Source organism: Microbacterium sp. Z11_20 (assembly GCF_057197605.1).
This window is the reverse complement of sequence record NZ_JBXVOQ010000003.1, coordinates 279,149-292,775: the sequence shown is the minus strand read 5'-3', so window position 1 is coordinate 292,775 and position 13,627 is coordinate 279,149. Positions and strand designations below refer to the sequence as shown.

Genomic DNA, 13,627 nt, shown 5'->3' with positions numbered 1-13,627 from the left:
TCAGGCCTCTCCCGGCTCTCGGATGTCTCCCGCTCGCAGCGTGCGAACGCGCCGCAGTATCCACGGACCCAGCACCAGCAGGTACATCACCCCGAATCCTGCCCCACCCACCAGCAGAGCGCTGAGCGGGTCGGGAAGCAGCACCCGCGCACCGAGCGCGACCGCCGCCGCCGGGATGACGGCCAGGGTCGGCGGGACCGCCGCGCGAAGGATGGGCGCCACCGCCACCCCTGACCGATGCAGCACGAGAAGGTAGGCGGGGAGGATGACGACCACTCCCACGACGAGGTGCGCCCACCCCGCACCGACGATCCCCCACAGGTTCACTGCCACGATCATCGTGGCCGTGAGCAGCAGCAGCGTGGACAGCTGCACCCACAGCACCGGACGCGAACGGCCCTGCGCGTAGAGGTACCCGGCGAACACGTCGAAGACGACGCGGAGCCCGCCGTAGAGGCCCAGGGCCGCCAGCACCGCCGCAGCGGGAAGCCACCGCGGCCCGTACAGGATCTCGATCACCGGCGCCGCGAGGAGAGCGAGAACCGCCCCCGCCGGGAGCGCGCCCGCCCACGCGAAGGAGACGACCTGCGGCAGGCCGTCTGCGGGCCGCTCGACGCGCGAGAAGTACGGCAGCGCGATGGAGCGCACCACCTGGGACAGCGCGCTCATGGGCCAATTCGACACGTTGAAGGCGAGCACGTAGAACCCCAGCGCTGTGGCCCCCGCCACCCGTGCCAGAACGACGTTGTCGACGTTCAGCAGCGCCCAGGACAGGAGGTTCGCGGCCGCGATCGGCAGCCCGAACGCGAGAACAGGACCCAGCTGCCCGCGGTCGATTCCGAACCGGGGGCGAACACGGGCCAGGACGAAGAGCAGGATGCTGGAGACGACCTGTGCCGACACGCGTCCGATCGCGAGACCCAGCACCCCGAAGCCGGCGGCGACCAGGGCGAGGGTCACGGTGGTCGAGATGACGAAGTCGACGACACCCATGATGAACAGCTCGCGCTGCTGGAAGCGACGTTGCAGCATCCCGAACGGCACGACGGTCAGTCCCCCCAGGAGCAGGGTGACCGACAGGATCGCGATGGCCGGTGCCGCCGACGGGCTCCCCATCGCGTCGGCGAGCAGGCCGGCGGAGGAGGCGGCCACGAGAGTGAGCACGCCGCCGCTGACGAGCCCGAGGGTGGCGACGGTCGGCGCGATCCGGTCGGGGTCTTCGGTGCGGATGATGTCGGCGGACAGTCCGAGGTCGGCGACGGTCATGAGGATCGCCTGCACGGTGAGCGCCACGGCGTACACACCGAACTGTTCCGGTGTCAGCAGTCGGGCGAGCACGATGCCGACGACCAGTCCGCCCAGCCGCAGGATGATCGTGTTGAGCCCGCTCCACATAGCGCCCCGTGTGGCGCGGGCTGCCCACCCCACCGTGACGGTCATGCTGCGCGCCCCCTCAGACGTCGGTAGCTGCGCCGGACGCCGGGGGCCGCGAGGGCAACCCGGTACCGCCCGAAGCGCAGCAGCGACGCCGCCACCGGAGGAAAGGAGCGCATCCGCGGACGGCGGCGGCCGAGCTCGTCGGCGTAGAGCGCTTCGAGCCGGTCCACCGTGGCCTCCAGCGCGTACCGGTCGCGCACGAGCGCGGTCCCGAAGGCGGCCAGCCCGGCGCGACGGTCGGCATCGCGCAGCCCGTCGAGGATGTCGAGGAACCCCTCGCCCGTGGATCCTTCGCCGAAGAACCCCTGCGCGAAGAAGACCGATGCCGTCTCGGGGGTGAGGAGCTTCCAGAACCCCTCGCGGCCCTGCACGATGAGGGGCGTGTGGTGGGCCATCGCCCGCAGCGCGGAGGCACCCATGCCGAAGACGACATCTGCGGCGTCGTAGACCGCCCGAGGGTCGGCGACGTTTCCGAGCAGCCGGATGTCGAGACGGTCGGATGCCGCGCCCGCACGCGTGGCGGCATCCCGGACGCGTTCGGCCTCGTCACCGTCGCCGGCCACGAGCAGCACGGTGGCGGGGAGGTCGGGTGCGGAGGCCATCGCGTCGATGGCCTCCGCGATCCCGCGTGCCTTGTGGTGTTCGGCGGAGAGACGTCCGACCACGGACACCACGAACGCGTCCTCCGCGATGCCGAGCAATGCGCGGGCTGCGGAGGGATCACCGGGCGCGTCGACGTCGAGGTCGATGGGCGGTTCCATGAGGTGGACGTCGCCGCGGCGAGCGCCTGCCTCCGTCGCGAGCGCCGCCGTACCGACGATCAGCGGACGGTGCGTGGGCAGGAAGTCGGGGACATCCATCGACAGCATCGTCGCCACGGCCCGGTGGGGACGCAAGAGCGACGCGGCCGCGGATGACACCGCGGGTGACGACTCGAAGGTGTGGACGATATCGGGGGCGAACCGGCCGATCGCGCGCGTCATCGACAGGACGGCGCGCGGTCCGGCGGCGCCGGTGGCCGGCGCCGCCGTATAGCGAAGCCCTCGTTGCTCGAGAAGCTCGACGAGCGGGCCGCGCGGTGCGTACACCTCCACGACGTGCCCCCGGTCGCGCAGCCGCTCGGCGACCGAGATCGCCGTCAGCTGACTTCCGCCGGTGACGAGCTCGTGCGGGCACACCAGCACCCGCAGCGGGCGCGCGGACACGGTCACACCCCGACGATGGCCGGCTCGCGCACGACGGCGCGGGCCAGGCTCGCGGCAACCCGTTCCTGCTGCTCCTCGAGCAGGTGCGGGAACATCGGCAGCGACAGGATGCGGTCGGCGGCGGCCTCGGCGACGGGGAACTGCCCGCGGCGGTATCCGAGGTGCGCGTAGGCCTCGCTCAGGTGCACGGGCGTCGGGTAGTGGATGCCCGCGCCGATGCCGTCGGCGGTGAGCTCGGCGAGCACCCGGTCGCGCCCCTCCACGCGGATCACGTAGAGGTGCCACACATCGGAGTTGCCCGGTCGCACCGACGGGAGGCGAACGCCCTCGATGCCGCCGAGGATCTGCTGGTACCAGGCCGCTGCCTCCTGGCGCGCGGAGTTCCACGCGTCCAGGCGCCGCAGCTTGGCCCGCAGCACGGTGGCCTGCACCGCATCCAGGCGGGCGTTGAATCCCACCCGGTGGTGCACGTACTTCACGGCGCTGCCGTGTGCCGCCATGTCGCGCACGGTGCGGGCGATCTCGGGGTCGTTCGTCATGACGGCCCCGCCGTCGCCGGCGGCGCCGAGGTTCTTGCCGGGGTAGAAGCTCGTGGCGGCCACGCTGCCGAGCGAGCCGGCACGGCCCTCGGCGGATGCGGCGCCCTGCGATTGCGCGGCGTCCTCGATGATCGGGATGCCGTGGCGTTCGGCGATCGCGGAAAGCTGCTCGATCGGGGCGGTCTGGCCGAACAGGTGCACGGGAACGATGGCGCGCGTGCGCTCGGTGACGGCTGCCGCCACGGCGTCGGCATCGATGAGGAGGTGCTCGTCCTCGACGTCGACGAACACCGGGACCGCGCCGATGCGCGAGGCGGCCTCGGCGGTGGCGATGAAGGTGTTGGCCGGCATGATGACCTCGTCGCCCGGGCCGACACCGGCGGCGCGGTACGCCAGTTCGAGCGCGTCGGTGCCGTTGGACACCCCGACCACGCAGTTCACGCCGAGATACGCGGCGTACTCCTCCTCGAAGGCGGCGACCTCGGGCCCGCCCATGAATGCGGCCGAGCGGAACTGCTCGCGCCACTTCGGCAGCACCTCGTCGATGATCTCCGCCTGCTGCGCGGACAGATCCAGGAATGGCACGTTCTCGGTCATTTCTTCTCCGCCAGTTTGCGGGCCGGCACACCGGCCCAGATTTCACCGGCGGGGACATCGGAGAGCACTGCTGCTCCCATCCCCACCGTCGCGGCGGCTCCGATCGACAACCCCTGCCGCACCGCCGCATTCATTCCGATGTATGCAGCTTCCCCCACCCGCACACCGCCCGCCAGCGCGACCCCCGAGGTCAGCGTGGCGAAGTCTTCCAGGACGTCGTCGTGCGTGATGACGCAGTTCGGCATCACCACGACGTGGGAGCCGATCCGCGCGTCCGCGGTCACCACGACGCCGTCGAGCAGGATGCTCCCGGGCCCGACATCGCTCGTGGAACCGACCCGGGCCGACCGCGCGACGTACGTCGCGTAACGGCCCGCCTCGACGCCCAGCCGGCCAAGACTGCGGACGACCTCGCAGCGGCTGCCGCTGGGTCCGATGCAGACGAGGAGCTGCTCATCCCGCTCCGCCGCATCCGCGACGGACCCGAGCACCGGCACTCCGCCGACCTCGGTGCCGTGCAACGACGTGTCGTCATCGAGCATGCCGGTGACCCCGGACATACCGGCCGCCAGCACCTCGCGCGCGAGGCCGCTCGCGCCCACGAGCAGCACTCCTTCCCCCATGCGGATCACCCCTCCGGGTCGCGCAGCACCGCGAGGACGCGGTCGTGGTCGGCGCTGGTCATCGCGTGGAACAGCGGGAGGATGAGCGTTCGGTCCGTCAGCCGAGCCGTGACGGGCAGTTCGCGGTCGGTCACGATCTCACGGTAGGGCGGCTGGCGATGGGCCGCCATGATGCCGCGCCGTCCGGAGATCTCCGCGTTCGCGAGTGCGGTGAGGAGTCCATCCCGATCCAGCGGGTAGGAGTCCTCCACCTCGACCCAGAACGACTGGTAGCTGCCGGTCCCGTGCGAGGGATCGGTCACCGCGCGAAGGCCCGGGATGCCGGCGATGGCGTCCTGATACCGCGCGGCGAGCTCCCGGCGGCGCGCGACGATCGCGGGGAGCTTCCGCAGCTGCACCAGTCCCACGGCGGCCTGCATGTCGGTCATCCGGAAGTTGAATCCGATCTCGCCGTATTCCTCCGCGGGCGCCAGCACGGCGCGGTGACGGTCGGCGGCCGACACGGTCATGCCGTGCTCCCGGAGGCGTCGTGCGCGGGCGGCCCACTCCTCGTTGTCGGTCGTGAGCATGCCGCCCTCGCCGGTGGTGAGCACCTTCCGCGGGTGGAACGACCATGCCGTCAACTGCGCGCCTGCCCCGACCGGACGGCCGTGGTGGGTCGCACCGGCGCCGCACGCGGCATCCTCGATGACGACGATGCTCTCCGGGTCGGTCACGGCGCGGATGCCGGTCAGATCGACCGGCACACCGCCCTGGTCCACGGCGATCACCGCGCGCGTCCGGGCTGTGAGGGCGGCGCGCACGCCGTCGGCGGTGAGGTTGCCGGTGAGGGCCTCGACGTCGGCGAACACCGGCGTGGCGCCGACGTACCGCACGGCGTTGGTCGTGGCGATGAACGAGAACGACGGCACGATGACCTCATCGCCCGGGCCGATGCCGGCCACGACGAGCGCGAGGTGCAGCGCGGTGGTGCAGCTGCTGGTCGCGATGGCATACGGGATCTGCATGGCTTCGGCGAAGGCGCTCTCGAACTCCGCCACGCGCGGGCCCTGCGCGACCCAGCCGCTGGTGATCGCCGCCGCCACGGCGTCGATCTCCTCCTGGCCGAGCCACGGCTCCATGACGTTGATCCGGCGGCCGGCGGCCGGCGGGGCGAGGACGCTCATGACATCAGACATGCGCCACGCTCCGACGCTCCCAGTTGCGGTCTTCGACCTGCGCGAGCATCGCCTCGGGCGACACCCCGCTGTCGCGGAAGATGCCGTAGAGCTCGCGCGCACCGTCTGCGAAGGCCACTCGCGGCTCGAAGCCGGTGAGCGCCCGCATGAGGTGCGAATCGGCGAGCAGCTCCCGCACGTCACCGGGACGGGGGTCCAGGTGCACCGGCTCGAGGTCGTCACGACCGGCCGCGGCGAGAACCGCGCGGGCGAGCGCGTTGATCGAGACGTCGGTGCCCGAGCCGATGTTGACCGTGCGGCCGATGGCGTCGTCCGACTGGGCGAGCGCCACGAGACCGCGGGCGGTATCGGTGACGTGCGTGAAGTCGCGCGACTGCTCGCCGTCGCCGAAGATGAGCGGAGGTTCGCCGGCCAGCACGCGCACGATCGTGCGCGGCAGCACCTCGCCGCTGTCGCCCTCGAAGTGGCTGCGGGGACCATAGGCGTTGAACGGACGCGCCACGGTGACGGGGAACCCGTGCGTGCGGAACGCGGCGCGGGCATACGCCTCACCGGCCAGCTTCGCACCCCCGTAGACGGTCTCCGGGAACGTCGGGTGCCCCTCGTCCATGGGGGCGTACTGCGCCGTGCCGTACACCTCGCTCGAGCTGACGTGGATGAACCGCTCGATGCCGGCACGCATGGCGCCCTCGAGCAGCTCGAGGGTCATGGTCGCGTTGACCTCGTGGTTCTCGCGGGGGTCGTGCAGGCTGTGCCGCACCCCGAGGCACGCGAGGTGGAACACGATATCCGCCTCGGCCAGGAGCACGTCCAAGACCTCGCGCTCGCGAGCGTCGGCCTCGACCAGGATGACCCGCGGGTCGCGCAGCGCCTGCTCGAGGTTGGCGCGGGAGCCGGTCGCGAGATTGTCCAGCGCCACCACGCGCGCGGGCGCGTGTTCGAGCAGGGCGTCGACGAGGTGGCTGCCGATGAAGCCGGCCCCGCCGGTCACCAGGATGTTCTTGCCCTCGATGGTGGTCATCGTGTCATCTCCAGGTCGGAAGTCAGGGTGTTCAGTGTCTGCGGGACGCCACCGGCGGCGGCGCTGACCGTGGCTGCCTCGAGGAGCGACAGCACGCGGAGGCCCGATTCGCCGCTGGTGCGGGCGGGGCGGTCCTCGCGGATGGCCGCGGCGAACTCCGCCACGACACCGGCGAGGGCCTCGGTCTCGGCAAGGGCGGGCGCCCACGTGTCGCCGAGCCGGTAGGACACGCGCGCGGCGCGGTCGCTCTCCGACACGCTCGCGATGTCGACGCCCCGGTCGTACACGCTCACCCGCTGCTGCGGATTGAGGTCGTCCCACACGAGCGTCCGCTTGGTTCCGCCGATGACCATCTGACGGATCTTCGTCGGGCTCAGCCAGTTGACGTGGACGTGGGCCATGGCTCCGCGCGCCAGCGGCATCGCGACGTACCCGACGCAGGCCTTGCCGGTGCCGAGCGGGTCGGATCCGTGCGCCGAGACCGTGGTGGCGTCAAGGCCGCCCGGCAGCACGAAGTCCATGATCGACAGGTCGTGGGGCGCGAGGTCCCAGAACACGTCGACGTCGGGCTGGATGAGGCCGAGGTTGATGCGGACGCTGTCGATGAAAAGCACGTCGCCGAGGAATCCCTCGGCCAACAGCTCGCGGATCTTCAGCACCGCCGGCGTGTAGCAGTAGGTGTGATCGGCCATCAGCACGAGCCCGCGCTCGCGGGCACGACGGACCATGTCGGCCCCGGCCTCGCCACGGTCGGCGAGCGGCTTCTCCACGATCACGTGCTTGCCCGCATCCAGCGCGGCCAGAGCGATGCGCGCGTGCGTGGCCGCCGGCGTCGCGATCGCGATCGCGTCGATGAGCGGATCGCTAAGCACCTCGGCGAGATCGGTGGTGACCGGTGCTCCCCCGACGGACTCGGCGACGCGGACCGCGCGGTCGCGGTCCAGGTCGCAGATCGCCGCGAGGTTCCAGTCGGCGCTCGAGCGGAAGTTCCGCGCGAGGTTCGGTCCCCAATAGCCAGCGCCGATGACGGCGATGTTCTTCCTGTCAGTCACGGATTCCCCAATCCACGTGTGTGATTTCCCCAGATGAACGACGAGCCGTTTAGCCGGCGCCGTCGAACGTGATGTCGACCCAGTAGTTGTGGGTCGAAAGATTTGCCGGATAGTCGGTGGTCTGCGCGTACGCGCCACCGTTGGCCGGGATGGTGAACTGCCCGAGTTTCGTCTCGGTCGCCAGAGTGCCCAGATCCACCGCGTAGCGGCCGGCCGTGCTGAAGAGCCCCACGCGGTACTCCACTCCGGGCTCGAGAGCGACCGGCTCGGCGAAGGTCGCGGTCTGCCATCCGTCGGCGGTCTCGTCGACGAAGTCGACCGCCGCCAGACGCGAGCCATCGGCTCGCCAGAGGAAGCCGGTGTGCTGACCGGTGTTGGCCGCGCCCTTGTAGAACCGCACACCGGTGGCCTCGCCGGCCTCGTCGACGGTGAAACGCGTGGCGACCTGCACCTCGCCGGAATCGTCCCACCACGGATGCTGCGGCAGAGCGTCGCCGAAAATGGTCTCGGCCGCCAGAACGGCGGGTTCGGCACTGGTCGTGAAGCTCCACGTGGCCGCGGTGACGGTACCGGCGGGCGAACTCACCGTGGCGGTATAGGTGCGCGACCAGGCGAGCGGCTCGGTCGGGGTGAACCGGAGTTCTCCCGTGGCGACGTCGTACGCGGTCGCGCCGGCAACGGCGCCTGCCGGTCCGGTCAGCGTGAGCGCGGCCGTGGCCGGCGCGGGCGTCAGCGTCGCCGACACGGTCGTCGTCGGGGCGACCTCGATCGCCCCGGCCGCGGGCGCGGCGGCGGTCGCGGTCGCGATCGGCCCCGCAGGCGGCGTCGGAGTCGGCGTCGGCGTCGGGCTCGGCGTCGGCGTCGGGCTCGGCGTCGGCGTCGGGCTCGGCGTCGGAGTCGGGCTCGGCGTCGGAGTCGGCGTAGTCGGGCTCGGCGTCGGAGTCGGAGTCGGCGTCGGCGTCGGCGTCGGCGTCGGCGTCGGCGTCGGCGTCGGCGTCGGCGTAGTCGGGCTCGGCGTCGGAGTCGGAGTCGGGCTCGGCGTCGGCGTCGGCGTGGGCGTCGGGCTCGGCGTCGGAGTCGGGCTCGGCGTCGGGCTCGGCGTCGGCGTCGCGCCGAAGACGATCTCGGCATCCACGAAGTAGGCGGTGGACTGCCACGACCCCTGCGGGAAGCCGCCGTCAGCACCGTAGCGGTAGCGTCCGTTGTCGCCGCGCGGTCCCGTGAGGTCTCCCGAGGTACGTGCGGTGGCGAAGTATCCCTCGCTGGCGGCGTACCCGCCGAACGGCGCCAGGTACGACACGACGTACTCCACCCCGGGCGTGACGGCCACCGGCGTGCTCAGCGCGGCGCGCTGCCAGCCGGGTGCCGTCCCGGCTGCGAACGAGACGCGGGCGAGTTCTTCACCCTCGGGCGACCACAGGATGCCGCGGTGAGTGCCGGCGTTGCCCGCGCCTCGGTAGAAGCGGAGGGCGGTGACCTGGCCTGCCCGGGCGACGGTGAAGGCGGTGCCGACCTCGACGGCGTCGCCATCGGCGGCCGACTCGACCGCCGGTGCGGCCGCGCCGAAGAGCGTCTGCCGCTCACCGGAGATCACCGGCTCGATGGTCGTGAAGGTCCAGGAATGCAGCGCCGCGCCGTCGAGGCGAACCGTGGCGGTGTACGTCGTCGCGGCGGAGAGCGCGGCCGCGGGAGTGAAGGTGAGGGTGCGGGATGCCGCATCCACCGCCGTCGACCCCGTCACCGCACCGGCGGGGCCGGTGACGACGAGGGTTGCGGCCAGAGCGCTCGGGTCGCGGTCGAAGGCCGCGCTCACCGCGGAGTTGTGCGCCACGCGGGTCGCGTTCGCCGCGGGTGAGGTCGACGCCACCGCGGGCCGCTCGGCGCCGGGCCGGAACTCGACGTCGACGAAGTAGTTCGTCGACTGCCAGACCTGCGTCGGTACCGCCCCGCCCGAGCCGTAGCGGTAGCGGCCGTTCTCGGAATTGACGGCGGTGAGCGGACCGCTGGTGACCGCGTTCGCGAAGCCGCCGCTGGTGTAGGCGTACTTCCCCTGCGGGCTGAGGTAGGACACCGTGTAGGTCCGGCCCGCGACGATGGACACCGGTGCATCGAAGACCGCCCGCTGCCAGCCGGAACCGGTGGTCGCCGCGAACGTGACCTCTGCAACGCGCCGGCCGTCGGGGCCCCACAGCGATCCGGAGTGCGCGGCGGTGTCGCCGGCGACCTGGAAGAAGCGGAGGCCGGTGATGTCGCCGTCGACGGCGGAGGTGAACGCCATGCCCAGCTCGACCGATTCAGACTGGGAGGTCTGCAGAGTGGTCGGCCGCGCGTCGCCGAGCAGCGTGAGGGGCGGCTCCTCGGTCTCGACCCCGAACGACCAGGTCTGGTCGGGGACGGGTGCGCCGCCGGGGGTCGTCAGGCCGGTGAGCGACACGATCACGTGCGCCCCGTCGGGAAGGACGGCGGCGGGCCTGAAGGTGAGCGTCTTCCCGTCGGCCGACCGCGCCCACGATCCCGCGACGGCCGCGGCATCCGCGGTGACCGTCCCGGTGAACCCTGAGGCGACCGCGCCGTCGAACGTGAGCGAGATGGAGGTGCCGGCGTCGACGGTGGCACCTGCCGTGGGCGTCCGTGACACGACGGCGAGGGCGGCTGCCGAGGGAGTAGGAGCGAAGACCACGTCCACGCCGTAATCGGTCGTGGACGTCCCGGTCGGGAACCCGTCGGAATAGGTGTACACGGCACCGGAGGCAGCAACGCTGAGTGGCCCGCGCGTGTAGGCGGAGGCGAAGGCGCCGGGAGAGGCCGCATAGCCACCGCGCGGGGCCAGGTACGACGCGACGTATCGCTGACCGGCAGCCACCGTGACGGGAGCGTCCAGCAGCGCCGTCTGCCACCCGGCCGTCGACTCGTCGGTGAACGACGCGGTCGCGAGGCGGCGGCCCGACGCATCCCACAGGGCGCCCGTGTGCGTGCCGGTGTTGCTCGCACCCTTGTAGAACTTGATGGCCGTGACGGCTCCGTTCACCGAAGGGCTGAAAGCGACGCCGAGGGTCACCAGCGCCGAGTCGGCGTCGGACGCGATCGTCGGGACGCGGCTCTCCGGGAACAGGCTGCAGGGGCACTCGCCCTCGGGCCGGTCGGCGGCGCGGGTCGTGAACGTCCAAGAGCTGCCCTCGGCCAGACCGACGCCGGCGGCGTCTGTGGCGGCGGGCGTGACGGTGTAGGTCGTGGCGGCTGCCAGCGGCGCGGACGGCGCGAATCGCACGGTGCGGGTGGCCTCGTCGTACGAGACCAGGCCCGGGGCGCTTCCGCCGTCGACGTCGGTCAGCGTGAGCGACACCGTTGCCGGGTCGACGGCGCGCGAGAAGGTCGCGGTGACGGCGGCGTCGGGCGCGACGCTGGAGACGCCGGGGGCCGGGCTCGGTGCGAGGACGCGCAGCGGCGACGTGTCGGCGCGGCTGAAGACGACGTCGACGAAGTAGTTCGATTCGGCCCAGGTGGACGTCGGTCGCGTTCCAGCGACTCCGTACACGCCCGCAGCGCCCGCCCCGACGGCGGATGACACCGTCAACGGCGAGGTGCCCGCGGACTGATACGGCCAGTAGCGCTGGTCCATGGCGTAGCCGCCCTGGGGCGCCGTGTACGAGACGGTATAGGTCTGGCCGGCGATCACCGGGATCGCGCTGTCGAACGCGGCGGTCTGCCAGCCCTCGGCCGTCTCGTCGCGGAAGGTGACCTGCGCGAGGCGCGCGCCAGCGGCATCCCACAGGCTTCCGACGTGCGTGCCGGAGTTGGCGGTTCCCTTGTAGAAGCGGACGCCCGTGACGAATCCGTCGGAATCGGGCGTGAACCGCAGGCCCGCCTCGACCGGGGCGGCGTCGGCCGCCGAGGCGAGAATCGGTGTCTCGGCTCCGAGCACCGAGTAGGGCCCGGTCACCGCGACGGTGCGGCTGGTTCCTGCACGGGAGAAGTTGGCGCTGTCGTCGATCGCACGAGCGAGGATGGTCGCCTGCGTGCTGCCCTGCTGCACGTAGCTGTAGCTCCACGTCGTGGTGCCCTCGGCCGGGTGCCACGTGTCGCCGCCGTCGGTAGAGACCTCCACGCCGGCCACGACACCGCCGGTGTCGGAGGCGGAGCCGGTCACCGTCACCGCCGACCCGTGCGCGATGGTCTTACCGGGCGCGGGGGTGAGGATGACGGTCGTCGGCGCCGTCCGGTCGGAGCTGGCGGTCGCCGCAGCCAGTCCGCTCATGAGGGAACCCGGCTGGGCTCCCATGTCGGCGAGGAGGTTGACCTGGGCCTGCTGCATCCGGCGGTCGGCGGGTGCGCCGTTGCCGTCGTGGGTCGCGTCCAGACCCCAGCCCCACTGCACGCTGGCGGAGGAGAAGACGAGCGCGCCGCTGGCGGCACGATACAGAGTCACGTGGTGCTTGGTCGTGCCCGCGGTCACGACGTTGCCGTAGTCGCGGAGGTATTCGGGGGTCGGTCCGACCGTGGTGGACAGACGGATGAGGCCCTCCGGACGGAAGCCGTTGTCGACGTCTTCGTTCGACTCGTACCCGACGGTGCGGTCGGCGAGGGCGACCGAGGTGCCGGCCGGCAGCCGGGTGAGGTCGGTGTTCCGCCACAGCCGCGTGCGTCCCTCGTTCGCCGTGACCGTCACCGGCAAGTAGACGTTGTTGACCAGGTACATCGTTCCGGTGAGGGCGTTCTCCGGAAGATGCCCGCCCTGCGCGGCTCCCGCGAAGCGCGGGTCGCGCCACGTGCCCGTCCATTCCGCACTGGGGTCGATCTTGCCGCCGCTCGGACGGGCCGCGTCGCCCCACGTCTCCTTGTACGACACGAGCGTGCGCTTGTCGCCCTGTTCGCCGACCGTCGAGGGCTCGTAGCGCGTGCGCCAGTATCCCTCGTTGCCCGTGAGGAACTGCAGGTTCACTCCCGCGTCGCGGGCGGCTTCGATGTTGGCCCGCTGTGCGCCGGACCAGTACTCGTCGTGTCCGACGGAGAGGAAGACCTTGTGATTGAGCAGCTCCCCGCCCCGCCGGTCGGTGTCGACGCCGGCGATGTAGCTCATGTCGTAGCCGTTGCGCTCGAGGAAGCGGACGGTGGCGTACTCGGAGGCGAAGTAGAAGTCGCGCGCCTCCACGCCGCCCCGCGTGGCGAACGGACGGTTGTAGCTGATCTTGTACGCCCGGCCCTTCGCTGCGCCCTGGTAGAAGTCTGATCCGCCGTACTTGTTGTAGGCGTGCCAGGTCGGGTCAGAGGTCTGGAACACCACGTCCGAGGTGTTGCCGTCCTTGCGGACGATGAAGGTGATGTGGCTGGCGCCGCCGGTGTCGGCGCGCTCGAGCCGCGCGACGTAGACGCCGGAGACGGCGGTGGTCGGCACGTTCCACGAGGCCGACACGTCCCACGTACCGCAGTCGTACAGCTCGGTGCTGAGGTCGGACAGGCACTCGTCCTGGATCTGCGGCAGCGTTACGGATGGCTTCACGCTGTCGACCAGGCGCGCTCCCAGGCCCTGGTACCAGCCGGTGCGGTAGATGTCGATGCCGTAGCCGGCCGCATCCGTGTCGATCTTGAAGTCGATGCGCTGACCGACGTTGACGCTGATGTCGGTGGCGAAGCCCTGGATGCTGGGGTCGCCGGCGCCGGTGATGTCCCACACCTCGGGAGACGTGCCCGGCTTGCGGTTCTCGCACTCGATCGCATTGACGTCGGCGCCGCAGGGGCTGGATGCTTCGGCCCGGGCCGCCGGCGGAAGCGCGACGAGGAGCGACATGACGAGCGCGGCCAGTGCGGCGAGCGCGACGACGCGCGCGCGCACTGAACGTCGAGCGTGGACGACGAGCGTCGAGTTCCCCATTTTTCCCCATACCACCCGCTGCGCAGAGCGCTTGCGGGCTTCCCGCCCCCCGGCGGACCCCAGTCCGCCCGAAGGCGGATAACGATGACGACAGACCGTCTGCGCC

Annotated in this window: 8 protein-coding genes; all 8 read right to left on the bottom strand. The window is 71.5% G+C overall.

The genetic code is table 11. The features are described from left to right. The 8 genes from AC2DFQ_RS09415 to AC2DFQ_RS09380 are packed head-to-tail and all read right to left on the bottom strand — an operon-like array spanning position 1 to position 13,521. On the bottom strand, positions 1-1,440 hold the full coding sequence (locus AC2DFQ_RS09415; protein WP_484533704.1) for an oligosaccharide flippase family protein: 1,440 nt from the start codon (positions 1,438-1,440) through the stop codon (positions 1-3). Then, positions 1,437-2,648, bottom strand: coding sequence for a glycosyltransferase family 4 protein (locus AC2DFQ_RS09410; protein WP_484533703.1), 1,212 nt, complete (start codon positions 2,646-2,648; stop codon positions 1,437-1,439). The genes AC2DFQ_RS09415 and AC2DFQ_RS09410 overlap by 4 nt, the downstream gene beginning before the upstream one ends. Beyond that, positions 2,645-3,778 carry a DegT/DnrJ/EryC1/StrS family aminotransferase gene (locus AC2DFQ_RS09405; RefSeq protein ID WP_484533702.1) on the bottom strand — a complete coding sequence of 378 codons (1,134 nt, stop codon included), beginning with the start codon at positions 3,776-3,778 and terminating at the stop codon, positions 2,645-2,647. Before AC2DFQ_RS09405 ends, AC2DFQ_RS09410 begins: the two co-directional genes overlap by 4 nt. Beyond that, on the bottom strand, positions 3,775-4,401 hold the full coding sequence (locus AC2DFQ_RS09400) for a NeuD/PglB/VioB family sugar acetyltransferase (RefSeq protein ID WP_484533701.1): 627 nt from the start codon (positions 4,399-4,401) through the stop codon (positions 3,775-3,777). The genes AC2DFQ_RS09405 and AC2DFQ_RS09400 overlap by 4 nt, the downstream gene beginning before the upstream one ends. 5 nt (positions 4,402-4,406) lie before the next feature. Next, positions 4,407-5,579: a DegT/DnrJ/EryC1/StrS family aminotransferase gene (locus AC2DFQ_RS09395; protein ID WP_484533700.1), complete on the bottom strand. Its 1,173-nt coding sequence runs from the start codon at positions 5,577-5,579 to the stop codon at positions 4,407-4,409. Further along, the gene (locus AC2DFQ_RS09390; protein ID WP_484533699.1) at positions 5,572-6,600 is read right to left on the bottom strand and encodes an NAD-dependent epimerase/dehydratase family protein; all 1,029 of its coding nucleotides are present in this window, start codon (positions 6,598-6,600) and stop codon (positions 5,572-5,574) included. The genes AC2DFQ_RS09395 and AC2DFQ_RS09390 overlap by 8 nt, the downstream gene beginning before the upstream one ends. Then, positions 6,597-7,652: a Gfo/Idh/MocA family protein gene (locus tag AC2DFQ_RS09385; protein WP_484533698.1), complete on the bottom strand. Its 1,056-nt coding sequence runs from the start codon at positions 7,650-7,652 to the stop codon at positions 6,597-6,599. The genes AC2DFQ_RS09390 and AC2DFQ_RS09385 overlap by 4 nt, the downstream gene beginning before the upstream one ends. A gap of 49 nt (positions 7,653-7,701) precedes the next feature. Further along, positions 7,702-13,521 (bottom strand): DUF4082 domain-containing protein, encoded by a 5,820-nt coding sequence (locus AC2DFQ_RS09380; protein WP_484533697.1) that lies wholly within the window; start codon positions 13,519-13,521, stop codon positions 7,702-7,704. Positions 13,522-13,627 lie beyond the last annotated feature (106 nt).